This window comes from Variovorax sucrosi (assembly GCF_051216635.1).
GTDB lineage: Bacteria > Pseudomonadota > Gammaproteobacteria > Burkholderiales > Burkholderiaceae_C > Variovorax.
The window spans coordinates 38,201-61,813 of the sequence record NZ_JBPJZU010000014.1; the positions used below are offsets into that span (position 1 = coordinate 38,201).

The following is a 23,613-nucleotide window of genomic DNA, read 5'->3' on the forward strand; positions in this document are numbered from 1 at the left end:
CTTCTCGGAACGCACATGAACTCACCTCGCACCGGTGGCCAGATCCTGGTCGACCAACTCATCACCCACGGCGTCGAGCAGCTCTTCTGCGTGCCCGGCGAAAGCTTCCTGGCCGTGCTCGACGCGCTGCACGACGCCTCGATCGCCGTGACCGTGTGCCGCCAGGAAGGTGGCGCGGCCATGATGGCCGAGGCGCAGGGCAAGCTCACCGGCCAACCCGGCATCTGTTTCGTGACGCGCGGCCCCGGTGCGACCAACGCGTCGGCCGGCGTGCACATCGCCCACCAGGATTCGACGCCGCTGCTGCTCTTCGTGGGCCAGGTGGCGCGCGACGCGCTGGGCCGCGAGGCCTTCCAGGAACTGGACTACGGCGCGGTATTCGGCACCATGGCCAAGTGGGTGGTGCAGATCGACGACCCGGCGCGCATGCCCGAACTGATCTCGCGCGCTTTCCATGTCGCGACCTCCGGCCGGCCCGGCCCGGTGGTCATCGCGCTGCCCGAGGACATGCTGACCGAAGCCGCCACCGTGGCCGACGCCCTGCCTTATGCGGTGACCGAAACGCACCCGGGCGCGGCGCAGATCGCCGAGCTGCAGCAGCGCATCGAGGCGGCCGAGCGGCCGGTGGTCATCCTGGGCGGCAGCCGCTGGTCCGACGCCGCGGTGCAGCAGTTCGCCGGCTTCGCCGAAGCCTTCGCGCTGCCGGTGTACTGCTCGTTCCGGCGCCAGATGCTGTGCAGCGCCAAGCATCCGTCGTACGGCGGCGACCTGGGGCTGGGTGCCAACCCGAAGCTGCTGCAGGCCATCCGATCGTCCGACCTGGTGCTGCTGATCGGCGGACGCCTGTCGGAAGTGCCCTCGCAAGGCTACGAGCTGATCGGCATCCCGACGCCGCAGCAAGCGCTGGTGCATGTGAACGCCGACGCCGACGAGTTGGGCAAGCTGTACCGCGCGACCCAGGCGATTCACGCCACACCGCAAGCCTTCGCGGCCGCCGTGGCAACGCTGCGCCCGTCCGCGCCCCCCGCCTGGGCGGCCACCACCACGAAGGCGCACCAGGACTTCCTGGCCTGGAGCAACCCGGCGCCGATCCGCATTCCCGGCCCGCTGCAGATGGGCGAGGTCATGACGCACCTGCGCGAGGTGCTGCCGGTCGACACCATCTTCTGCAACGGCGCCGGCAACTTCGCGACCTGGGTGCACCGCTTCTGGCCCTTCAGCACCTTCGCCAGCCAGCTGGCACCGACCAGCGGCTCGATGGGCTATGGCCTGCCGGCGGGCGTCGGCGCCAAGCGCCTGTGGCCGCAGCGCGAGGTCGTCGTGTTCGCCGGCGACGGCGACTTTCTGATGCACGGCCAGGAATTCGCGACCGCGGTGCAGTACGGCTTGCCCATCATCGTTGTGCTGCTCGACAACGCGATGTACGGCACGATCCGCATGCACCAGGAGAAGCACTACCCCGGGCGCGTCAGCGCGACGCAGCTGAAGAACCCCGATTTCCGCGGCTATGCCGAGGTGTTCGGTGGCCACGGCGAGCGCGTGACCTGCACCGAGGAATTCGGGCCTGCGCTGGCCCGGGCGCGGGCCAGCGGCAAGCCGGCCATCCTGCATTGTCTGCTCGACCCGGAAGCCATCACACCCGGCAGCACGTTGCAGAGCATCCGCAAGGCCGCGTTGGTGGCGGGCTGAGTCCGTCGATCACATCTAGATACATTTCGGTCTTCGCGCGGGTATCCACCAACGGGTTATTCCCAATGCACTGCCGCGGTGCGCACTCTAAAGTCGCGCAACTCGCAAACGGGCCTGCCCGTCCAGCGGGGTGCCGAGGAGACAAAGCTTTCGCACAGAACTCGAAGAACCCGAGACAAACAGGCTTCCACAGAGAAGCCACAAAAGAAAAAGACGCCGCTGGACGGCGTCTTTTTTTTGCCTGCCCAGGATTCGGCCGCCGAGGAGCGGCTCCATTGTGGTGCGTTGCACACAGTCGCGCGGCCAACACCCGGAAACACGACGAAGTTCACGGAAACTTTTTCCCGCGGGATGCGCGTCAGGCGGAAGATCGGCGAACCCCCTCAAGGAGCTGCGATGCCCGCCCACACACCCACCTACCGCACTGCCGATGCGTCGGCGGCCACGTGGCGCCAGCGCATCGCGCAAGCCATGGGACGCCGCAAGACGTCTTCTCGCACCGCCTCTTCCACCCTGCAGATTCCGGTCGCACGTCCGTCCGCCGACGCCTTCGAACGCATGGACCTCGACCAGCGCGTGCGCCAGCTCGGCGAATGGTGACGCTCAGGGCGCCGTAGCCGGCGTGTTCGCAGGCACCGGCGGCCACGCCACCTCGCTCGCCACACGGGGTTTGCCGATCGGCACCGTCGCCTTCCCGACTCGGACCGCAGCCATGTCGACCTCGTTCGGATACTGATCCATCAGCCAATAGTCCATCACCCGCCGAGCGATCGGTGCGGCCGCACCGGCGCCCCAGCCGGCGTTCTCCACGATCACGGCCAGTGCGATCTTCGGGTCATTGGCCGGCGCGAAGCCCATGAAAAGCGCATGGTCCCGCTGATGCTCTTCGAGGGCCCGGGCGTTGTACTTGGTGTTCTGCGCCTGCGTCACGGCCTGGGCCGTACCGGTCTTGCCCGCAGCCTGGTAGCCCGCACCGGCGAATACGCCGCGCGCCGTGCCGGCGGTGACGACACTCACCAAACCTTCGCGCACCACGGCCACGTTGGCCGGTGAGAAGCCCAGATTCTCTGCGGGCGGCTGGATCACCGACTTGATCTGCCCCGTGACCGTGTCGCGGGTGGCGAGCACCAGGTGCGGCCGATACCGCACGCCGCCATTGGCAACGATCGATGTCGCCTGCGCCAGCTGCAGCATGGTGAAGGTGTTATAGCCCTGGCCGATGCCCAGCGAGATGGTTTCGCCGGCGTACCACTTCTTCTGCTCGGGCCGCTTGTAGGCGTTGCGCTTCCACTCGGTGCTGGGCAGCACGCCGCGCAGTTCGCCGCCGAGGTCGATGCCGGTGATCTGGCCGAAGCCCATCGGCTTCATGAAGTCGTGGATCTTGTCGACGCCCATCTCGTTGGCCAGCGAGTAGTAGTAGATGTTGCTCGACAGCTGGATCGATCGGCGCATGTCGACGCCGCCGATGTTGCCTTCGGGGCTGCCGAAGCGGTGGCCGCCGAAGTTGAAGTAGCCGGGGTCGTTGACCACCACGTTCGGCCCGCGCGAGCCGGTCTGGAGTGCCGCCAGCGCCATGAAGGGCTTGTACGTCGAACCCGGCGGGTAGGTGCCGCGCAGGGCGCGGTTGAGCAGCGGCTTGTCGAGCGACTCGCTCAACTCCTTCCAGCTGTCCGAATCGATGCCTTCGACGAACAGGTTGGGGTCGAAGGTCGGCTTGCTGACGAAGGCCAGCACTTCGCCGGTCTTGGGATTGAACGCCACCAGCGCTCCGCGGCGGTCGCCGTACATGTCCTCGACCAGCTTCTGCAGCTTGATGTCGAGCGACAGCATCACGGTGTCGCCCGGTGTCGATGGATGGCTGGCCAGCCGGCGCACCGCGCGCCCACCGGCCGAGGTTTCCATCTGCTCCACGCCAGTCAGCCCGTGCAGCGTCTTCTCGTAGCTCTGCTCCACGCCGAGCTTGCCGATGTAGTCGGTGCCCTTGTAGTTGGACACCTCTTCTTCCGGCCACTCCTCCATCGCTTCCTTCTCGCGCTGGTTGATGCGCCCGATGTAGCCGAGCACATGGCTTGCCGTCTCGCCGTAGGGGTAGTTGCGGAACAGCCGTGCCTTGATCTCGACGCCGGGGAAGCGGTAGCGCTGCGCCGCGAAACGGGCCACTTCCTCGTCCGATAGGCGGGTGCGGATGGGCACGGAATCGAAACTGCGCGAATCTTCGCGCAAGCGCTTGAAGCGGCGACGGTCGCGTGGGGTGACGTCGACCACCTCGGCCAGCGCGTCGATGGTGTCGTCCACCTTGCCCGCCTTCGACGGCGTGATCTCCAGGGTGTAGGCCGAGTAGTTCGACGCCAGCACGACGCCGTTGCGGTCGAGGATCAGGCCACGGTTGGGCACCACCGGTACCACCGCCGTGCGGTTGCTTTCGGCCTGCTCGGCCAGATCGGCGTGACGCACCACCTGCAGGTAGACCAGCCGCGAACACAGCAGGCCGAAGGCGGTGAGCACCACCAGCCCGATGACCATCACGCGCCGCTTGAAGCGGGCGAGGTCGGCGGCAACGTTGCGGATCTCGGTCATGCGGGACGCAGACTACGCGCGCCAGGCGCGCGGAGCAAGTTCACGGGGGCCAAGTCACAGGGGCCGGTTGGCATCGGGCTCGGGCGTGCGCCGCTGCGGCGCCAGCAAGATGACGCTGACGATCGGCCAGAGTGCCGCCTCGATCACCGGCGCGATCAGCAACGACCAGCCCGGGAACACACCGCCGCCGATCATTCGGATGGCCAGCTCGATCAGGTGCGACACCGCGAACAGCGGCAGCACCTGCGGCGCCTGCGACAGCACCGGGTACCAGAGCAGCCGCCGGTGCATCATGATCGCGAAGAAGCCCAGCGTGGTGTAGGACAGCGCATGCTGGCCCAGCATGGCGGACTGGTGCACATCCATGCACAGGCCGAAGACGAAGGCCGCGCCGATGCCAATGCGTGCCGGCTGGTGCACGCTCCAGAACACGATCACCAGCGCCAGCAGGTCGGGCGCCCAGGCGGCACGCCCCATGGGCACCATGTCGATCAGCAGGGCCGCGATCAGGCTGCCCCACATGAAGACCGGGTTGAGCGGCAGCAGCAGCTGCTGCTGGCCGGGACGCATGATCATGGGGTCCGTCCTTCGCGGCGTGGCACGCGCCGTGGTTCGGCCGGCGCCGGTTTGGCAGCAGCCGGCCCGGAGGCGGCCACCGCCTTCGGCTTCGCATCGGCGTTCTTCTTGGCGCTCGCGGCCGAGGCGGCCGCCGACGCTGCGGCCGCGGACCGCATCGCAGCCGCGCTGCCGATCGGTGCCAGCACCAGCACATAGCGCGCGCCCGTCACCTGCGCCAGCGGCAGGCAGTAGATGCGGGCGAAACCGGAATCGGCCCGGCGCTCGATGCGCTCGATCTTCGCCACCGGCAGGCCCGGCGGGTAGACGCCGTCGACCCCGCTGGTGGCCAGCAGGTCGCCTTCCTGCAGATCGGCGTTGGCGGCCATGAAGCGCAATTCGAGACCGCCGCCGTGGGCGCTGGCGTCGCCGAAGGCCACGCTGCGCGCGCCGGTGCGGGTGTTCTGCACCGGGATGGCGAGGTCGCGGTCGATCACCAGCGTGACCTCGCTGCTGAAGGGCAGCACCTGCGTCACCTGGCCGATCACGCCGCGCTCGTCGATCACCGGCGAGCCGGCCGCGATGCCGCTCGACAGCCCCTGGTCAATGACGACCTTGCGGGTGTAGGGGTCGGCCGCGTCGTAGAGCACCTCGGCCGCGCGGCCGGGCGTCTGCGTCGTCTGTCGCAGTTCGAGCAGCGAGCGCAGCCGTTCGTTTTCCTTGGCCAGGCTGTCGGCCTGGCCCGCACGCTCGGCCTGCAGCGTCAGCGCGCGGCGCGCCTCGGCCTCATTGTGCTGCGCCACCTGCAAGTCTTCGAGGTAGGTGCCGCCCTGGGCGAACAGCTGCACCGGCTTCAGCGCCAGCCATTGAAAGGGATAGAGCACCGCACTCACCGCCGCGCGCACCGGCTGCGTCAGGTGAAAGCGTGCGTCGGCGACCATGAGGAAGACGGCAAGCGCACTGAAGAAGATCAGCTTGCTGAGCGCCGAAGGGCCCTGGTGAAAGAGCGGCGGCGCGGAGCGATCAAGCGTGCCGAGCGGCATACGCGACCGCCGCGCTTATTCCGAGGTGAAGATGCTGCCGAGACGGTCCATGCGCTCCAGCGCGATGCCGCAGCCGCGCACCACGCAGGTCAGCGGGTCTTCGGCGACCAGCACCGGCAGGCCGGTTTCCTCGGCCAGCAGGCGGTCGAGGTCGCGCAGCAGCGCGCCTCCGCCGGTGAGCATCATCCCGCGGTCGGCGATGTCGGCACCGAGTTCGGGCGGCGTCTGCTCCAGCGCGTTCTTCACCGCCGAGACGATGTTGTTGAGCGGATCGGTCAGCGCTTCCAGCACTTCGTTGCTGCTGATGGTGAAGCTGCGCGGCACGCCTTCGCTGAGGTTGCGGCCCTTGACTTCCATCTCCTTGACTTCGGAGCCTGGGAAGGCCGAGCCGATGGTCTTCTTGATGACCTCGGCCGTCGGCTCGCCGATCAGCATGCCGTAGTTGCGGCGGATGTAGTTGATGATGGCCTCGTCGAAGCGGTCACCGCCGACGCGGACGCTGCCCTTGTAGACCATGCCGCCCAGCGAGATCACGCCCACCTCGGTGGTGCCGCCGCCGATGTCGACCACCATCGAGCCGGAGGCTTCCGACACCGGCAGGCCGGCGCCGATGGCCGCGGCCATGGGCTCTTCGATCAGGTAGACCGAGGTGGCGCCGGCCGCTTCGGCCGCGTCCTTGATGGCGCGGCGTTCGACCTGGGTCGAGCCGCAGGGCACGCAGATGATGATGCGCGGGCTCGGCGCGAGCAGCGAGCGCGGGTGCACCATCTTGATGAACTGCTTGATCATCTGCTCGGTGATCACGAAGTCGGCGATCACGCCGTCCTTCATCGGGCGGATCGCCTCGATGTTGCCGGGCACCTTGCCCAGCATCGCCTTGGCTTCGCGGCCGACGGCCTGGATCACCTTCTTGCCGTGCGGGCCGCCTTCATGGCGGATGGCCACGACCGACGGCTCGTCCAGCACGATGCCCTTGTTGCGGGCGAAGATGAGGGTGTTGGCGGTGCCGAGATCGATGGCGAGGTCGGTCGAAAAGTACCGACGGAAAGCTCCAAACATGTGGAAGTCCTCTGGAGCACGGCATGCGCATCGGCAGGTCGTCGCTCTATTTTTTGGGTCGTCTGAAGGGATGGATTGATGGTTTTTGCAGCAAAAGCCGGCGCGTTCGCGGGGGTTGCGGCAAAGGCGGGATAATACCCGAATCCCCTGGACTTCCCTCGTTTTCGCCCCCTGGCGGGGCCGGTTTCGACGCCGTTTCGCCCTCATTTCCGAATGTCACTCACCTCCACCGATATCGCCCGCATCGCCACGCTGGCACGTCTGCAACTGGCGCCCGAAGAAAGCACGCGCCTGCAGGGCCAGATCAACGGCTTCTTCGACCTGGTCGAAAAGATGCGCGCCGTCGACACCACCGGCCTCGAGCCGCTGGCCCACCCTGTGGCCGCCATCGAAGACATCACCCTGCGGCTGCGCGACGACATGGTGAGCGAGCCGAACAACCGCGATGCCAACCAGAAGAGCGCCCCCGCCGTCGAGCGCGGCCTGTTCCTCGTGCCGAAGGTGATCGAATGAGCGCCGATTTGCATCAACGCAGCGTGGCCGGGCTGGCCAAGGCGCTGGCGGCGCGCGAGGTCTCGGCGGTCGAAGCGGCCCAGCATTTCCTGAAACGCATCGATGCGCACCAGGCGCTGGGCGCCTTCGTCGCGGTCGATGCCGACGTGACCCTGGCGCAGGCCCGGGCCGCCGACGCGCGGATCGCCAAGGGCAACGCACCGGTGCTGGCCGGTGTGCCGATCGCGCACAAGGACATCTTCGTCACGACCGATTTCCCGACCACCGCCGGTTCGCGCATGCTGGCCGGCTACCGCTCGCCCTTCGATGCGACGGTGGTGCAGCGCCTGGCCGACGCCGGCGCGGTGGCGCTGGGCAAGCTCAGCTGCGACGAATTCGCGATGGGTTCGGCCAACGAGAACGTGGCCGTGCCCGCCGTCGGTGCCGACCAGGCCGTGCCCGTGCGCAACCCGTGGGACACGACCCGCATTCCTGGCGGCTCCTCGGGCGGCAGCGCCGCCGCCGTCGCGGCGCGCCTGGCGCCCGCGGTGACCGGCACCGACACCGGTGGCTCGATCCGCCAGCCCGCCTCCTTCTGCGGCATCACCGGCATCAAGCCGACCTACGGCCGCGCCTCGCGCTACGGCATGGTCGCCTTCGCATCGAGCCTCGACCAGGCCGGCGCGATGGCACGCTCGGCCGAAGACTGCGCGCTGCTGCTGTCGGCGATGTGCGGCCCCGACCTGGACCGCGACTCGACGTCCATCGACCGCCCGACCGAAGATTTCTCACGTTCACTGAACGGCTCACTCGACGGCCTGCGCATCGGTGTGCCGAAGGAATTCCTCGAGTCCGGCAATGGGGGCGTGGCCCCCGGCGTGCGCGCCGCGGTCGATGCCGCCCTGGCCGAGTACGAGAAGCTGGGCGCCAAGCGCGTGGCCGTCACGCTGCCACGCACCGAGCTGTCGATTCCGGTGTACTACATCCTCGCGGCGGCCGAAGCCTCGAGCAATCTGAGCCGCTTCGACGGCGTCAAGTTCGGCCACCGCGCCAAGGACTACCGCGACCTGGCCGACATGTACGGCAAGACCCGCGAGGAAGGCTTCGGCGACGAGGTCAAGCGCCGCATCATGATCGGCACCTATGTGCTGAGCCACGGCTACTACGACGCCTACTACCTGCAGGCGCAGAAGGTGCGCCGGATGATCGCCGACGACTTCCAGCAGGCCTTCAAGGACTGCGACCTGATCGCCGGCCCGGTGGCGCCGACGGTCGCCTGGAAGCTCGGCGAGCATGGCGACGACCCGGTCGCCGACTACCTGGCCGACATCTTCACGCTGCCCGCCTCGCTCGCCGGCCTGCCCGGCATGAGCCTGCCGGTGGGTTTCGGCGAAGACGCGATGCCGGTCGGCCTGCAGCTGATCGGCAACTACTTCGCCGAGGCGCAGCTGCTGAACGCGGCGCACCGCTTCCAGCAGGCCACCGACTGGCATGCACGCGCGCCCGAGGGAATCTGAGATGAGTGAGACGAGCGACCCCGTGAACACATTCGAAGCGCAGCAAGAAGGCCGCCCGACCGGCCCGCTGGTGCAGGGCTATGAAGTCATCATCGGCTTCGAGACGCACGCCCAGCTGTCGACCGCCAGCAAGATCTTCAGCCGCGCCTCCACCGCTTTCGGTGCCGAGCCGAACACGCAGGCCTGCGCCGTCGACCTGGCGCTGCCGGGCACGCTGCCGGTGATGAACAAGGGCGCGGTCGAACGCGCCATCAAGCTGGGCCTGGCGCTGGGCTCGACCATCGCGCCGCGCAGCGTGTTCGCGCGCAAGAACTACTTCTACCCCGACCTGCCCAAGGGCTACCAGATCTCGCAGTTCGAGATCCCGGTGGTGCAGGGCGGCGCGGTGAGCTTCTTTGTCGGCGACGAGCCGAAAACCGTGCGCCTGGTGCGCGCGCACCTGGAAGAAGACGCCGGCAAGTCGCTGCATGAAGACTTCATCGGCCAATCGGGCATCGACCTGAACCGCGCCGGCACGCCGCTGCTCGAGATCGTGACCGAGCCCGACATGCGCTCCACCGCCGAGGCCGTGGCCTATGCGAAGGAACTGCACAAGATCGTGACCTGGATCGGCATCTGCGACGGCAACATGCAGGAAGGCAGCTTCCGCTGCGACGCCAACGTGTCGGTGCGCAGGCCCGGCGCCAGGCTGGGCACCCGCCGCGAGATCAAGAACCTGAACAGCTTCAAGTTCATGCAGCAGGCGATCGATTACGAGATCCGCTGGCAGATCGAGGAGATCGAGGACGGCCGCGCCATTCAGCAGGCCACCGTGCTGTTCGACCCCGACACCGGCGAGACGCGCGCGATGCGCACCAAGGAAGACGCGGCCGACTACCGCTACTTTCCCGACCCGGATCTGCCGCCGCTGGCGATTGGGCAGGAATGGATCGAGCGGGTGCGCAGCGAGATGCCCGAGTTGCCGCGCGCGATGGCTGAGCGCTATGTGAAGACACACGGCCTGTCGGCGTACGACGCCGCGCAACTCACGCAGAGCGTCGCGCTCGCCCAGTACTTCGATGCGGCCGTCGCAGCCGGTGCTGCGCCCAAGCTGGCGAGCAACTGGATCACCGGCGAGATAGCCAAGCGTCTGAACGCGCAGGACGTCGGCATCGAGGCGTCACCGGTCAACGCCGGAGTGCTGGCGGCGCTGATCGGCCGAATTGCCGACGGCACCATCTCGAACAATGCGGCGCGCCAGGTGTTCGACGCCCTGTGGACCGGCGAAGCGAGCGACGTCGATTCGGTCATCGAAGCCAAGGGCCTCAAGCAGATGAGCGACGCCGGCGCCCTTGAAGCCATCATCGACGGCGTGCTCGCCACCAACGAGAAGAACATCGCCGAGTACCGCGCCGGCAAGGACAAGGCCTTCAACGCGCTGGTCGGTCAGGTGATGAAGGCCAGCCAGGGCAAGGCCAACCCGGCGCAGGTCAATGCGCTGCTGAAGTCGAAGCTGGGTTGAGCGCGGGCCGGACGTTCAGCGGCCGGCGCCGCCGCCGGCCGCGTTCGCCGACCACAGCAGCTTGAGCCGCCCGCGCTCCTCGTCGAAGCGCGCATTCACCCGCTTCTTCTCGTCTTCCTGCGCCGCGATGAATCGGTTCTGGATCGCCACGCTCTGCTCGCTCTCGTCGAGCTTGCGGCGCAGCGACGGCGGCGCCTTGCTCGGGTCTTTCTTGTAGAACTCCATCTCGTCGTCGATGCCCTGGCGCTCCTTGCCCAGCTCGCCGAGCCGCTTGCGGGCGGCGTCGATCACGGCGTCGATCTGCAGCATCGCCTCCGAGCGCTCGCGTTCGTGCGCGGTCGGATTGGGGTAGCGCATCAGCAGCGCGCGCTCGCGACGGCGCTCTTCGTTCAGCCGCGAGGCCTGCATCGCCGCCAGGCGTGCGCGCTCCTCGCGCTCGGCCTGCTCGCGCGGGGTGTAGGTGGGTTCGAGGGTGCGGCGCACCGTGCCGCTCGGGCCGAGCTCGCGCTGCTCGCGGTCGCTGCAGTCGGCGATCGGCCGGTCGGCGGTGATGGTGCGGCCTCGGCTGTCGGTGCAGCTGTAGATGCCGGGCGATGCCGCGGTCTGCGCCGAAGCGGACGCTGCCAGCGCACACAGCGACCAGGTCGCCAAGAAGGTTCGGTTCCGCAGCAGCATCGGTTCTCCCATGACGGGCCGCTCTTCAGGCGGCGCCGTAGCGTTGACGGTACGCCAGCACCTTGTCGCGATGGGCGTCGAGTTCGCCGCCGCCGCGTTCGGCCAGGTACTGTAGCAAGTCGTCGAGGCTTGCGATCGACAGCACCTGCATCCCCAACTGGTTCTGCACGTACTGCACCGCGCTGTGGGCCACATCGGCGCCGTCCTCGGTCGCCATTTCCTGTCGGTCCAGGGCGATGGTTACTGCATGCGGCGTGGCACCGGCCTGGCGGATCACGGCAATCGACTCGCGCACCGCCGTGCCCGCGGACATCACGTCGTCGACGATGAGCACGCGGCCCTGCAGCTTGGCGCCGACAAGGGTGCCGCCTTCGCCATGGTCCTTGGCTTCCTTGCGGTTGTAGGCGAAGGGCACGTTGCGCCCGCGACGGGCCAGCTCGGCGGCCAGCACCGCGCCCAGGGGAATGCCCTTGTAGGCCGGGCCGAAGAGCATGTCGAATTCGAGGCCGCTGTCGATCAGGCGCTCTGCATAGAATTCCGCCAGCCGCAGCATCTTGGCGCCGTCGTCGAACAGGCCGGCATTGAAGAAGTAGGGACTGAGCCGACCGGCCTTGGTCTTGAACTCGCCAAAGCGCAGCACGCCGGCGTCGAGCGCGAACTGCACGAAATCCAGCGCGAGCTTGTCGCCCGCCCCCTTCACCTCAGCCATCGGGAATTCCTTTTGTTCAAACTGACCAGCCTCAACCTCAATGGCCTGCGTTCGGCCGCCACCAAGGGCGTGGCGGACTGGGTGGCCGAACTGGCGCCGGATTGTATTTGCATGCAGGAGATCCGGGTCCAGGCCAGCGACATCGAAGGCCGCTTCGAAGAGATGGCCGGCCTCCAGGGCCACTTCCATTTTGCCGAGAAGAAGGGCTACGCCGGCACTGCGATTTACACCAAGCACGTCCCGAGCGAGGTGGTCGTGGGCTGGGGCGACGCCGAATTCGACGCCGAGGGCCGTTACCTCGAGCTGCGCTTCGACACGCCAGCCCGCAAGCTGTCGATCATCAGCTGCTACTTCCCGAGCGGCTCGTCCGGCGAGGAGCGCCAGGCCGCCAAGTTTCGCTTCCTCAAGGGCTTCTTCCCGCACCTGAATGCGCTGAAAAAGGAACGCGAGTTCATCCTCTGCGGCGACATCAACATCGCCCACCAGGAGATCGACCTGAAGAATTTCAAGGGCAACATGAAGAACAGCGGCTTCTTGCCCGAGGAGCGCGCCTGGATGACCCGCCTGCTTGACGCGGGTGCCGACGGTGCCGGGCTGGTCGACGTCTACCGCATGCTCAAGCCCGACACCACCGGCGAGGCCTACACCTGGTGGAGCAACCGCGGCCAGGCCTACGCGAAGAACGTGGGCTGGCGTCTGGACTACCACCTGGCGACCCCGGCGCTGGGCGCGCTGGCCCGGCACGAGTCGATCTACAAGACGGTGAAGTTCAGCGACCACGCGCCGATCACGGTGGACTACGACTTTCAGCTTTGACGAGTGACGCAGCGGGCTGCCAGGAACTCGATGCTGCCCCTGCCGGAACGGTCACAGGCATCGTTGCCACAAACAAGCAGCCGCCGCCGCCGCGGTCGTGCAGGGCGATGCTGCCGCCGATGCGAAAGCACGCCTGGCGGACGATGGCCAAACCCAAGCCCGTGCCCGACGCCGACGCGTCCGTGCCCCGGTAGAAGCGCTCGAACACGAGCGCATGCTCGTTTGCAGGGATGCCGGGGCCGCGGTCGGCAACCATCAGGCGCAGCGCGCCGTCGAGCAAGACCAGCGTCAATGTGACCTCGCCCGCGCCGCCCGCGTACTTCACGGCGTTGTCCAGAAGATTGCGCAACACTGACTCGTACAGATTGACGGGGAGGGCCAGCGTCAGGCTGTCAGGGGCATCCAGGATGAGCTCCACGTTCGCGCCTGTTGCAGGACTCATGGCTTGCGCCAGGTGTTGGCGGGTCAGATCGGCCACATCGACAACCTGCGCCGGCGCGTTTGCCGCTCCGTCTAGAGTCGCCAACTCCAACAGTTGCTGCACCAGGTGCGAGCCGCGGGCCACAGCCTGCTGCAAATTCAAGGTGGCCTGCTCGCGCTCGTGCGGATCTACTGTGCGGGATACCACATGGGCCTGGGCGCTGATGACGGCGAGTGGCGTTCTCAGCTCATGCGCTGCATCATGCACAAACGAGCGTTCGCGGGCCACCGTGCCGCGTAGTTGCAGAAGCATGGCGTCCAGTGCGGTCACCAGCGGTGTCAGTTCGGCATACCGCGGTGCGACACCCAGCGGTGATAAATCCCCGGTCCGGCGCTGCGCGATCGATCTACCCAGACTGCGCAAGGGCCCGAGGCCGCGCGCCGCAGCGACCCACACGGGGATGAGCGCAAAGGGAAAGGCCACCAGGAACGGCAGGGCCAGTGAATCAAAGACCCACCACAGCACCCATTGCGTGCTGACTTGTGGTTCGGCCATCCACAGTTGCCAGCGGTCGGAGTGACCGGTAAATAGCCAATACGCTTGGCCATTCAAGCTGGTATCAACGACATGATCGGACTCGCCGCGCAAACTCGCGTCGGCGATCTCCGGCGATGCGAAGAGCACACGACCCTCCGCGGATCGCAACTGGAACAGCAAGTCGCCTGGGAGTTGACCGCCTTGACGTCGTGTCGCGTTCAACTGCTGGGCCGTGATCTGCACCGCGCTGGCCGCGAGATCATCGCGGCGAATGTCGGCGAGTGCGTTCGACAAGCCACGGCCCGCCTGCTGCAAGCCGGCGTTGCTCTGCAAGCCGGCGCGGAAACCCAGGTAGGTGTGGGTGGCAACGGCGCACCACGCCAGCACGAACGCAATCAACAACGCGGACACGATGCGGCGTACCAGCGTCGGGCGTAACAACGGCTTCACGGCACCAGCATGTAGCCGACGCCCCTAACGGTCTTAATGCGCTCGGCACCGACCTTGCGTCGCAGATTGGACACGTGCACCTCTATCAGGCTGAAGTCCAACGGCTCCCCCAAGGGCTCCAGGCGCTGAGCCAGTGTGCCCTTCACTACAACGGCATTGGGCTCACGCGCCAACTCCAGCAGCAGCTGAAATTCACGCGGCGACAAGTCCAGGGCTTCGGCGCGCAGCCGCGCGCAGTGGCCGCGGGGTTCGATCTCCAGGTCTCCGATAGCCCAAACATCGCTGGCCTGCCGGGCAGAGCGCCGCACGACAGCGCGCAGGCGCGACGCCAGTTCCTCAAGGGCAAAGGGTTTCACGATGAAGTCGTCCGCACCGCTGTCCAGCCCCGCCAAACGATCCGGCAGCGTGCCTCGAGCGGTAATGATGATGATGGGTACCTGCGCCGATTGGCGGCGCCATCGGGTGAGGAGGTCTAGGCCATCCCCATCGGGCAGGGACAAGTCCAGCAGTACGCAGTCGAAGCCCTCGCCCGCCAGCGTGCGCTCTGCGTCTTCGGCGCGCCTACGCCATACGCTGCTGATGCCTTCCAGCTTGAGCGATTTCTGCAAGGCGGGCCCCAGGTCCAGATCGTCTTCGATCAGTAATACATGCATCTCCTGGATTGTGTCAGCGACCCAGCCAAAGGCTGTTGGGAGCACTCCAACCTTTGGCCAAGCCAAAGGTTCGTGGCCCAACAATCTGGCCGGTCAACCGCACCTTTACATCACGATGAAATCTGACTTCCCCCAACAGTCTCGCTGCACCGCTGCAGCGATGACCCGTTTCAGCTTGGCCGCCTGCTGCATCGCTTTGCTTTTTGTGACTGGATGCGGCGGTGGCTCCGACGCCGCCGACGTCGCGGCGCCACCCCCGCAAACTTATGCCAATCGATGCCAGTTGCCCCCCGGTTCGCCAGATGCTCTGGTGCTACCCGCGCCCACCGGTGAACGATGCATTGGCAAGGTCGGATTCCGTTTGGTGGACGACTCACGTGCGGAAAAAAACATGCCTGATGAAACCGGCCGTCGCGAACTGAGTGTCAAGGTTTGGTACCCCACGAACTCAACCGCTGGTGGCGTGCGAGCCGACTATCTAGACTCAACCATAGCCCCGTTGGTGAAGGCGCAAATGTCTATCCCCGCCACTGCGCCCAACGTTTTGACCAACGCCGGGTCGGCAGCCGCACTGCAAGCGGGCAGCATTTATCCAGTGGTCATTTTTTCGCCCGGGTATGGCATGGTCGTTGAACTCTATTCGACCCTCTTGGAAGACCTGGCCAGCCAAGGCATGGTCGTTGTTGCCATTGACCATCCCTACATTTCGGGGGCGACTTCCCTGGCCAACGGGCAGGTGGTGCAGGCACTGGCCGGCGCGGCCGCCGGACAGCAGTTGTCGGAATTCCTGGACGATGCGGTGGCCACGCTGGTCGCGGATCAGCGCTATGTGCTCGACTGGTTGCAGGGCCCCAACACCGGCATGCTGGGTGGTCACCTGAACCTTGCGCGCATAGGACTCATTGGACATTCCATCGGCGGCGCGGCCGCTATTCAGACTGCACGGTCCGATGAACGCGCAAAAGCAGGCTTGGACATCGACGGAACCGTCTATGGCGGCACTGCGGGCCTGTGGCACAAACCACTGATGTTCCTGCTCGCCTCCAACCACACAGCGGACCCGACCATAGAAGCGGTGTTGCGGCTTGCCAGCGGCCCCAGTCGCAGCGTCACGGTGCAAGATGCCGGTCATTTGGATTTCAGCGATCTGAAGTGGCTGTTGCGCTTTTACGTGCCCGACTTCTCGCCCGGCGCCTTGGCTGCGCAGGGTCTGGGGTCCATCGAGCCATCGAAAGCCTTACAGACCACACGCCAGGAAACCCTGTCCTTTCTTCGGTCGTTCGTCGGTCCCTGAGTGGAGGCATGCAACTTGAAGCTGCATCGCTTCCGACAAACGAATCTGCTTGATCAAGTCCACATCGGCGCTTCTGACTGCAGGTTCTTCGCCGAGTTGGCTATCACTTAGCAACCGCTGGCATAGCCGCACTGGCGGGCAGCGAACACCTCGACAAAACGCAGGAATTCACGGGTCATGCCCGCTTCACGGCAGATTTCAAATTCAATTCCTGGCACTCCGCCCCGACCCGGAACGCGATCCCCCGCGGGATGGTCCACACGGTTGCCACCTTGCGCCGGACGTGACCGACGCCCGGCTGCAGCGCAGGGCCTTTCCTGAATGCACGACGTGTACGAGCTTGGTGGGTAGCTGCGAGCTTTGGGCGAATCACCAAAACCGCAGATAGATCATCCGTCTATCGAATCCGTGCTGCGTAAGCCTTCAAGGCAAACTGAATGACCGGGGCCGAAAAATTGGATCGTGTCGGCATTCAGACGTCGGATCGCAACAACCAAGAATGCAGATTTGGTGTCGCACTGACTACCACCTGGCGACCCCGGCACTGGGCGCGCTGGCCCGGCACGAGTCGATCTACAAGACGGTGAAGTTCAGCGACCACGCGCCGATCACGGTGGACTACGACTTCACGCTGTAGAGGCCGAACGGATTCAGGCTCGCTGGAACAAGACGCACCGGCCGGTTGCAGCGCGTCGGCTCAGTGCTCAACGGCTCAACTGACCGCCCACGCGTGCGAGGTGCATCTGGTGCAGCGTGATCTTGCGGACCTCGGCCTGGCTGGTCTCGATGTGCGCACGCAGCAGCATCGCGGCCTGGTCGCCGCGGTTGGCGCGCACGGCCTTCAGGATCTTCGCGTGCTCGTCGTAGGTGGCGTCGATGCGCGGCTGCTTGGTGAAGTCGAGCCGTCGGATGATGCGGATGCGGTCGGTCACGTCACGGTGCACGCGGGCCATCTCGGCATTGCCGGCCGCGGCCACCAACGCGCAGTGAAAGTCTTCGTCCCACAGGCCGACCTGCACGGTATCGCTGCTGCGCTGTGCGGCCGGCACGAGCCAGATGCCGGCGAGCGCATCGAGCATGCCGCGGTCGACATGGCGATCCGTTTCGCAGAGGCGGTGCACGGCCGTCGTTTCCAGAATCATGCGCAGGTCGTAGAACTGCTCGAACTGGTCGAAGTCGAAGGGCAGCACGCGCCAGCCGCTGCGGAACAGCACTTCGACGAAGCCTTCCTGCTGCAGTCGGAACAATGCTTGGCGCACCGGCGTGCGCGAGACGCCCAGGCGTTCGCTGATCTCGCTCTCGGTGAAGCGGTCGCCGGGGACGAGCTTGAACTCGGAGATGTCGCGCTTGAGCTGCGCGTAGACCTCGTCGGCGCGCGTGCGGAACACGGCGACGTCGGGTTCGGGGGTCGAGGTGGGAGCGAGGGCGGACACGGGGTCGATGTTAGCCCTTGAGCGCAGCCAGCAACTGCGCGCTCGGCGCCGTCCATCCGACGATGGCGCCCTGCGCGCGGATCATCTCGATGGCGGCGGCCTTGAAGGCGGGGAAGTAGCTCTCGGTGCAGTCCTCGAGCAGCAAGCCGTCGTAGCCACGGTCGTTGGCCTCGCGCATGCTGGTCTGCACACACACCTCGGTCGTCACGCCGCCGAACAGCAGGTGCGTGATGCCGCGTGCCTGCAGCTTTTCGTGCAGACCGGTCGCGTAGAACATGCCCTTGCCGGGCTTGTCAATGACCCACTCGCCGACGATGGGCGCGAGCGCGTCGATGATCTGGTTGCCCGGCTCGCCCCTCACGAGGATACGGCCCATCGGGCCTTCGTCACCGATGCGCAATGTCGGGTTGCCGCGGTTCAACTTGGCGGGCGGGCAGTCGGACAGATCGGGCTGATGCGCCTCGCGCGTGTGCACCACCAGGCCACCGGCCGCGCGCCACGACTGCAGCACCTTCTTCGTCGCCGGCACGATGGCTTCCAGCAGCGACACGTCGTTGCCCAAGGTCTCGCCGAAGCCGCCGGGTTCGATGAAGTCGCGCTGCATGTCGATGAGGACCAGCGCGGTTGTCTGCAGGTCGAAATCGTAGGGGAAAGGTTGGGCTTGGTCTATGCGCATTTCTTACCTCTGGACGTGCTGCTTGGGTCGTGCGTGGGGCGTCGGCGGGCGGAGCGATTGCGCCACCTCAAGCCCTCACCAAAGCTAGCGAAAGAGAGCATCAGTGATGCCCCCCACCCATATGCGCCCCCAACTCATGCCGCTCCGCCGTCGCCGCCGCCGTCTCGAACACCACGCGCCCTTCGCTCATCACGACGATGCGGTCCGACAGCTCCAGCAGCTCATCGAGGTCTTCGCTGATCAGCAGCACCGCCCCGCCCTTCTCCCGCACCTGCACGATGCGTGAATGGATCTCCGCAACGGCCGCGAAGTCGAGGCCGAACACCGGGTTGGCCGCGATCAGCACGTTGATGTCGCCGGCCAGTTCGCGGGCCAGCACCGCCCGCTGCACGTTGCCGCCCGAGAGGCTGCGGATCGGAGCGCCCTCGCCCTGGGTCTTCACGCCGTACTCGGCGATCCACTCGCGCGCGCGGCTGCGCCAGATCGGAAAGTTCAGCAGGCCGCCCCGCGCGAGTGGCGGCCGGTCGAAGTCGCGCAGCGCCATGTTCTCGGCCACGCTCAGGTCGCCGACGCAGGCGTTGCGCAGCGGCTCTTCCGGCAGGCTGCGCACCTTCAGCTCGCGGTTCTCGCTGCGGGTGGCGGCGTAGGGCTGGCCCATCACCGTGACTTGGCCTGACAGTCGCGCGCGTTGGCCGACCAGCGCTTCGACCAGCTCGCGTTGGCCGTTGCCCGACACGCCGGCGACGCCGAGGATCTCGCCCGCTTTCACCGACAGGCTCAGGTCGTGAACGGCCAGCGTGCCGCGGTCGCCCATGGCTTGCAGGCGCTCGACGTTCAGCGCGATCGGCGCGTCAGGGGCCACGGTCTTCAGGGTGTGCAGCGCGCGGCCGGTCGCCGCTTCAATGGCCGGCGTGTCGCCCTCGGGCGGCGGTGCCGCGCCGGCACCCATCATGGCCGCGGCCAGCAGCGTCGGCGTGGTATCACTCACCTGGCAATGGTGCACCGCCTTGCCGCGGCGCAGCACCGTCACGCTGTCGGCGTACGCCATCACCTCGCGGAACTTGTGCGTGATGATGAGCACGGTGCACAGGCCGCTTTTCGCGAAGTCGCGGACATGGCCCAGCACCTCGTCGGCCTCCTGCGGCGTCAGCACCGAGGTCGGCTCGTCGAGGATCAGCAGGCGCGGGCGCAGGTACAACTGCTTGAGCAGTTCGAGCTTCTGCTTCTCGCCAGCCGCGAGCGACGAGGGCGTCACGTCGAGGTCGAGGCTGAAGGGTGTGGTCGCAAGAAAGGCTTCGAGTTCGGCGCGCTTCTTCTTCCAGTCGATCAGCGCGGGCGTCTTGCCGCCGGCCAGCAGCAGGTTCTCGGCCACCGTCATGCCCGGTGCCAGCGTGAAGTGCTGGTAGACCATGCCGATGCCGAGCGCGCGCGCGACGATGGGGTTGGCGATGTCCTGTTCGCGCCCGTCGATCAGGATGCTGCCCTCCTCCGCACGCTGGAAGCCGGCGACGCACTTCACCAGCGTGCTCTTGCCCGCGCCGTTCTCGCCGAGCAGTGCGTGCACCGTGCCCGGTTCGACGCGCATGGTCACGCTGTCCATCGCGGTGAAGGCGCCGAAGCGCTTGGTGAGCTGGTAGGTGTCGAGCGCGAGGGCGCCGGTGGCGGCGGGCAAGGCACCGATGGGGGTGGCGACAGCGTTCATGGGCTCGGTCCTTGGCGAAGGTGCGAGGGGCGTCACTCGAGCGCGGCCAGCAGCGCGGCGGAATCGGCATGCGCGCCGAACACGCCGCCCTGCATCGTGATCATCTTCAGCGCCGCGAGGTGGTTGCCGTGGTCGGTGGCTGCCGTGCAGTCCGACAACAGAAGGCATTCGAAGCCGCGGTCGTTGGCATCGCGCAGGGTCGTGTGCACGCACACGTCGGTCGTGATGCCGGCCAGGATCAGGTTCTCGATGCCGCGCGTGCGGAGGATCAGTTCGAGGTCGGTCGCGTAGAACGAGCCCTTGCCCGGCTTGTCGATGACGACTTCATCGGGCAGCGGCGCCAGCGCGGGAATGATCTCCCAGCCCGGCTCGCCGCGCACCAGGATGCGCCCGCACGGCCCGTTGTCGCCGATGCCCACGCCGTTGGCGCCGATCTGCCGCGAGCGCCAGCGCTTGTTGGCCGGCAGGTCCGCCAGGTCGGGCCGATGACCTTCGCGCGTGTGGATGATGGGGAAGCCGAGTTCGCGCAGGCGCGCCATCGTCCTCCTGATCGGCTCGATGGGCGCCTGCACCAGCGACAGGTCGTAGCCCATCACGTCGACATAGCCGCCCTTGCCGCAGAAGTCGGTCTGCATGTCGATGACGATGAGCGCGGTGTTCTCCGGGCGCAGGTCGCCGTTGTACGGCCACGCGTAGGGTTGGGCTGAGACGGTCGTCATGAACCGGTGGCCTTGCGATGCGAGGAGTCGGGTTGATCCGGAATGTCGGGCACGGTCTTGGGCACCTGGGGCACCAGTGGGTGCGACTCGGGGCCCTTGTACGCGCGCAGCGGCGCGGTGAAACCGCACGAGGTGCCGTCGACCACCTTCACCTGGTCGCTCCACGGCAGCTTGTACTGGCCCGACGCCATGTCCTGCATGTAGGTGTACGGAAAGTCCTGGGCGCCGCCCTTTACCGCCACGTAGCCACGGTGGTAGAGCTGGTAGATGTTGTTCTCCACGCCCCAGCCGGTGCGGGCCTCGCGCAGCAGGTCGGGCCGCAGTTCGCAGGTGATGATCTCGTCGACGCGGCCGCCGCCCTCGACCATCACCGTGCCGTCGAAGCTGCAGAACATGGCTTCGCCCATCGAGTCGAAGGTGCCGTCGCTGCCGCACATGCACACGCTCGTGGTGTAGGCCAGGTTGCAGAAGGCGTTGGCCTGGTTGGTGATCTTCCAGGCGTGGCGGATGGGTGCGGTGTAGCCGGCCGTGCGAATGATGATCTCCGCGCCCTTGTACGCGGCCTCGCGCGCCATCTCGGGCAGCATGCCGTCGTGGCAGATGAGGAGCGCGAGCTTGCTGCCGTTGGGGCCGTCGCACACCGGGATGCCCAGGTTGCCCGGCTCCCAAGGCTCGACCGGCACCCACGGGTGCATCTTGCGGTAGTACAGGCGGATGGCGCCCATGTCGTCGATGATCAGCCCGCTGTTGTACGGATTGCCGCCGGGGTTGGCTTCCATGATCGAGAAGCAGCCCCAGATGGTGTTGTCGATGCAGGCCCTGCGGAAGGCCGCGACCTCCGGGCCATCGAGCGTGCACATGATCTCCGGCGAGGTGTCCATCGACAGGCCGTGCAGCGAATACTCGGGGAACACGACCAGGTCCATCGTGCCCTGGTTGCGCCGCGCCTTGCCGACCAGCTCGACGATGCGCTGCGTCTGCGCAGCAAGTTCATCGGGGGTGCGCACCACCGGCAGTTGGCATTGCACGAGGCCGATGACCACGCCGTTGGCCGATTTGTTCAGTCCACCAAAACCACTCATTCCAGTTCCTTATCGGGTCGACGAAAGCTCGCCCGGGCTGCCGATGGCGACACTGCCCGGCTTGCACGTGAGTACCAGAATGACCAGCGTGAGCACGTAGGGAACGGTGTTGAACAGGTGGTAGCCCCAGCCGACACCGATCGACTGCAGCGCGGGGCCGATCGCGCCCGCGCCGCCGAAGAGGAAGGCCGCGCCCACGCAGCGCAGCGGGCTCCAGCGCGCGAAGATCACCAGCGCCACCGCGATCAGGCCCTGCCCGCTGGAAATGCCTTCGTTCCAGCTGCCGGGATAGAACAATGTGAGCGACGCGCCGCCGAGCCCGGCGATGAAGCCGCCCGCCGTGGTCGCCGCGATGCGGATGCCCGACACCGAATAGCCCAGCGCACGTGTCGCATTGGCCGAATCACCGGCCATACGCACCAGCAAACCAGCGCGGGTGCGCGCGAAGCCCCAGGCCATGAGCCCGGCCAGCGCGATCCCGATCGGCACCAGCGCGTTGATCTGCAGCGCCGACTGCACGACCGTGTTGTCGCTCCAGAAGCCAAGCGGTATGGACGGCAGCTGCGGCGCCTGCGGCTGGATCAGCGGTTTGCCGAGGTAGAACGCGAGCCCGGTGCCCAGCAGCATCAACGCGATGCCGGTGGCCACGTCGTTCACGCGATCGAGCGAGCACAGCAGGCCGTGCAGCAGCGCAAGCACCGCACCGGCCGCCGCGCCGATCAGCACGCCGAGCCAGGCCGAGTCGGTGAGGTAGGCGCCACCGAAGGCCGCCATGGCCGACAGCACCAACACGCCTTCGAGGCCGAGGTTGATGCGGCCCGACTTCTCGGTGAGGCATTCGCCCAGGCTCACGAAGAGAAAGGGTGCGCCCACACGCAGCGCGCCGCCGACGATGCCGGCGACCAACGCGATCCACTGGTCGGCGGTCATGCGCGTTCCTTCACCAGCTTGGGCTGCACCGCGCGCGGCATGCGATTCTTCAGCAGCGTCCTCCAATCGATCATGCGCAGCCCTTCGCTCGCCAGGATCAGCACGAAGGCGATGCCCTGCAGCACCAGCACCGACGCATCGGGCAACCCGAGCCGGCGTTGCAGCAAGCTGCCCGCCGCGCCGAAACCGCCGAACAAGATGGCCACCGGAATGATCGCGATCGGGTTGTGCCGCGCGATGAACGACACCAGGATGCCCGCATAGCCGTAGCCCGCGATGATCGATGCGTTGGCGTTGGTGTGCACCGCCGCCACCTCGACCGCGCCTGCCACGCCGGCACAGGCGCCGCCGACGCCGCAGGCCACCAGGATCAGTTGCGTGGCCGGCAGGCCGACCAGTTGCGCGGTGCGCGGGTTGCCGCCCACCACGCGCACCGAGAAGCCCGATGCGGTCGCGCGCAACCACAGGCCGAGCCCGATGCAGGCCACGATGCCGATGACGAGGCCCCAGTGCACGTCCGACCCCGCGATGCCGCCGATGGCCAGCCCCTCGGGCAGCGAGCGCGTCGACGGCTTGTTCAGGCTGGCCGGGTCGCGCAGCGCGCCTTCGACCAGGTGCTTGAAGATGCCGATGGCGATGTAGGCCAGCAGCAGGCTACTGATGGTTTCGTTGATACCGCGGTACTGGCGCAGCCAGCCGGCCAGCATGATCCACAGCGCCCCCGCCGCCGCGCCAGCGATGCAGATGGCGACCGTGCCGACGAAGTTGCCCGGCAGCGCAATTGCATAGGGCAGCGCCGCGCAGGCCAGTCCGCCCAGCACCACCGCGCCTTCGCCGCCGATGATCACCAGGCCCGCGCGCGCCGGGATCGCCACGCACAGCGCGGTGAGCATCAGCGGTGCGGCGCGCTGCAGCGTGTTCTGCCACGAGAACCAGTCGCCGAAGGCGCCTTTGAAGAGCGTGACCCAGACGTCCACCGGGCTCACGCCGGCGAACCAGACAAGCACCCCGAACACGAGCAGCGCCGCCGCGATGGCGAAGGCCGGCAGGGCAATTTCCTTCAGCGCGGTGCGCATGGCCGTG

22 protein-coding genes and 1 pseudogene are annotated in these 23,613 nt (G+C 67.0%); 8 read left to right on the forward strand and 15 right to left on the reverse strand.

The window, feature by feature from the left end:
- Nucleotides 1-15 precede the first annotated feature (15 nt).
- Nucleotides 16-1,689 carry a thiamine pyrophosphate-binding protein gene (locus tag ACSFBE_RS23015; protein WP_435492721.1) on the forward strand — a complete coding sequence of 558 codons (1,674 nt, stop codon included), beginning with the start codon at nt 16-18 and terminating at the stop codon, nt 1,687-1,689.
- Between the two features lie 396 nt (nt 1,690-2,085).
- On the forward strand, nt 2,086-2,289 hold the full coding sequence (locus ACSFBE_RS23020) for a hypothetical protein (protein WP_435492722.1): 204 nt from the start codon (nt 2,086-2,088) through the stop codon (nt 2,287-2,289).
- A 3-nt stretch (nt 2,290-2,292) separates the two neighbouring features.
- On the opposite strand, the gene mrdA is transcribed toward ACSFBE_RS23020, so the two are convergent.
- The 4 genes from mrdA to ACSFBE_RS23040 are packed head-to-tail and all read right to left on the reverse strand — an operon-like array spanning nt 2,293 to nt 6,923.
- A complete protein-coding gene (gene mrdA, locus ACSFBE_RS23025) occupies nt 2,293-4,266 on the reverse strand; it encodes a penicillin-binding protein 2 (RefSeq protein WP_435492723.1) in 1,974 nt (657 codons plus the stop codon).
- A 54-nt stretch (nt 4,267-4,320) separates the two neighbouring features.
- A complete protein-coding gene (gene mreD / locus ACSFBE_RS23030) occupies nt 4,321-4,842 on the reverse strand; it encodes a rod shape-determining protein MreD (protein WP_435492724.1) in 522 nt (173 codons plus the stop codon).
- A complete protein-coding gene (gene mreC / locus ACSFBE_RS23035) occupies nt 4,839-5,864 on the reverse strand; it encodes a rod shape-determining protein MreC (protein ID WP_435492725.1) in 1,026 nt (341 codons plus the stop codon). The genes mreD and mreC overlap by 4 nt, the downstream gene beginning before the upstream one ends.
- 15 nt (nt 5,865-5,879) lie before the next feature.
- Nucleotides 5,880-6,923 carry a rod shape-determining protein gene (locus ACSFBE_RS23040; RefSeq protein WP_435492726.1) on the reverse strand — a complete coding sequence of 348 codons (1,044 nt, stop codon included), beginning with the start codon at nt 6,921-6,923 and terminating at the stop codon, nt 5,880-5,882.
- Nucleotides 6,924-7,136: 213 nt separating this feature from the next.
- On the opposite strand from ACSFBE_RS23040, the gene gatC reads away from it, so the two are divergent.
- From gatC to gatB, 3 genes are read left to right on the forward strand one after another with little or no spacing between them, the layout of a single operon-like run.
- Nucleotides 7,137-7,436, forward strand: a complete 300-nt coding sequence (gene gatC, locus ACSFBE_RS23045) for an Asp-tRNA(Asn)/Glu-tRNA(Gln) amidotransferase subunit GatC (RefSeq protein WP_435492727.1) — start codon at nt 7,137-7,139, stop codon at nt 7,434-7,436.
- Nucleotides 7,433-8,932 (forward strand): Asp-tRNA(Asn)/Glu-tRNA(Gln) amidotransferase subunit GatA, encoded by a 1,500-nt coding sequence (gene gatA, locus ACSFBE_RS23050; RefSeq protein WP_435492728.1) that lies wholly within the window; start codon nt 7,433-7,435, stop codon nt 8,930-8,932. The genes gatC and gatA overlap by 4 nt, the downstream gene beginning before the upstream one ends.
- A gap of 1 nt (nt 8,933) precedes the next feature.
- The gene (gene gatB, locus ACSFBE_RS23055; RefSeq protein WP_435492729.1) at nt 8,934-10,433 is read left to right on the forward strand and encodes an Asp-tRNA(Asn)/Glu-tRNA(Gln) amidotransferase subunit GatB; all 1,500 of its coding nucleotides are present in this window, start codon (nt 8,934-8,936) and stop codon (nt 10,431-10,433) included.
- Between the two features lie 15 nt (nt 10,434-10,448).
- Here gatB and ACSFBE_RS23060 read toward each other — a convergent pair whose 3' ends face one another.
- A complete protein-coding gene (locus ACSFBE_RS23060) occupies nt 10,449-11,108 on the reverse strand; it encodes a DUF4124 domain-containing protein (protein WP_435492730.1) in 660 nt (219 codons plus the stop codon).
- Nucleotides 11,109-11,133: 25 nt separating this feature from the next.
- A complete protein-coding gene (gene pyrE / locus ACSFBE_RS23065) occupies nt 11,134-11,817 on the reverse strand; it encodes an orotate phosphoribosyltransferase (RefSeq protein WP_435492731.1) in 684 nt (227 codons plus the stop codon).
- A 12-nt stretch (nt 11,818-11,829) separates the two neighbouring features.
- Between pyrE and ACSFBE_RS23070 the strand changes: the two genes are divergently transcribed.
- Complete coding sequence (locus ACSFBE_RS23070; protein ID WP_435492732.1) at nt 11,830-12,633, forward strand: exodeoxyribonuclease III; 804 nt, start codon at nt 11,830-11,832, stop codon at nt 12,631-12,633.
- On the opposite strand, the gene ACSFBE_RS23075 is transcribed toward ACSFBE_RS23070, so the two are convergent.
- Together ACSFBE_RS23075 and ACSFBE_RS23080 are read right to left on the reverse strand one after the other, a co-directional pair.
- Nucleotides 12,605-14,041 (reverse strand): sensor histidine kinase, encoded by a 1,437-nt coding sequence (locus ACSFBE_RS23075; RefSeq protein ID WP_435492733.1) that lies wholly within the window; start codon nt 14,039-14,041, stop codon nt 12,605-12,607. The two genes, ACSFBE_RS23070 and ACSFBE_RS23075, sit on opposite strands and share 29 nt — an antisense overlap.
- The gene (locus ACSFBE_RS23080; RefSeq protein WP_435492734.1) at nt 14,038-14,694 is read right to left on the reverse strand and encodes a response regulator; all 657 of its coding nucleotides are present in this window, start codon (nt 14,692-14,694) and stop codon (nt 14,038-14,040) included. The genes ACSFBE_RS23075 and ACSFBE_RS23080 overlap by 4 nt, the downstream gene beginning before the upstream one ends.
- Before the next feature lie 115 nt (nt 14,695-14,809).
- Between ACSFBE_RS23080 and ACSFBE_RS23085 the strand changes: the two genes are divergently transcribed.
- Both ACSFBE_RS23085 and ACSFBE_RS23090 read left to right on the forward strand, forming a co-directional pair.
- Nucleotides 14,810-15,988: an alpha/beta hydrolase family protein gene (locus ACSFBE_RS23085; RefSeq protein ID WP_435492735.1), complete on the forward strand. Its 1,179-nt coding sequence runs from the start codon at nt 14,810-14,812 to the stop codon at nt 15,986-15,988.
- A gap of 514 nt (nt 15,989-16,502) precedes the next feature.
- Nucleotides 16,503-16,625, forward strand: a pseudogene (locus tag ACSFBE_RS23090) (exodeoxyribonuclease III); the annotation flags it as partial.
- A 67-nt stretch (nt 16,626-16,692) separates the two neighbouring features.
- Here the strand turns inward: ACSFBE_RS23090 and ACSFBE_RS23095 are convergent.
- The 7 genes from ACSFBE_RS23095 to ACSFBE_RS23125 form a co-directional block, all read right to left on the reverse strand.
- Nucleotides 16,693-17,421 carry a GntR family transcriptional regulator gene (locus tag ACSFBE_RS23095; protein ID WP_435492736.1) on the reverse strand — a complete coding sequence of 243 codons (729 nt, stop codon included), beginning with the start codon at nt 17,419-17,421 and terminating at the stop codon, nt 16,693-16,695.
- 10 nt (nt 17,422-17,431) lie between these two features.
- Nucleotides 17,432-18,097, reverse strand: coding sequence for a cysteine hydrolase family protein (locus ACSFBE_RS23100; protein WP_435492737.1), 666 nt, complete (start codon nt 18,095-18,097; stop codon nt 17,432-17,434).
- Nucleotides 18,098-18,197: 100 nt separating this feature from the next.
- Entirely contained in the window at nt 18,198-19,799 is a 1,602-nt protein-coding gene (locus ACSFBE_RS23105; RefSeq protein WP_435492738.1) for an ABC transporter ATP-binding protein, read from the reverse strand.
- A gap of 32 nt (nt 19,800-19,831) precedes the next feature.
- Nucleotides 19,832-20,518, reverse strand: coding sequence for a biuret amidohydrolase (gene biuH / locus ACSFBE_RS23110; protein WP_435492739.1), 687 nt, complete (start codon nt 20,516-20,518; stop codon nt 19,832-19,834).
- On the reverse strand, nt 20,515-21,600 hold the full coding sequence (locus ACSFBE_RS23115) for a formamidase (protein ID WP_435492740.1): 1,086 nt from the start codon (nt 21,598-21,600) through the stop codon (nt 20,515-20,517). Before ACSFBE_RS23115 ends, biuH begins: the two co-directional genes overlap by 4 nt.
- Before the next feature lie 9 nt (nt 21,601-21,609).
- Nucleotides 21,610-22,530, reverse strand: a complete 921-nt coding sequence (locus ACSFBE_RS23120; protein ID WP_435492741.1) for an ABC transporter permease — start codon at nt 22,528-22,530, stop codon at nt 21,610-21,612.
- Entirely contained in the window at nt 22,527-23,606 is a 1,080-nt protein-coding gene (locus ACSFBE_RS23125) for an ABC transporter permease (RefSeq protein WP_435492742.1), read from the reverse strand. Before ACSFBE_RS23125 ends, ACSFBE_RS23120 begins: the two co-directional genes overlap by 4 nt.
- Nucleotides 23,607-23,613: the final 7 nt, after the last annotated feature.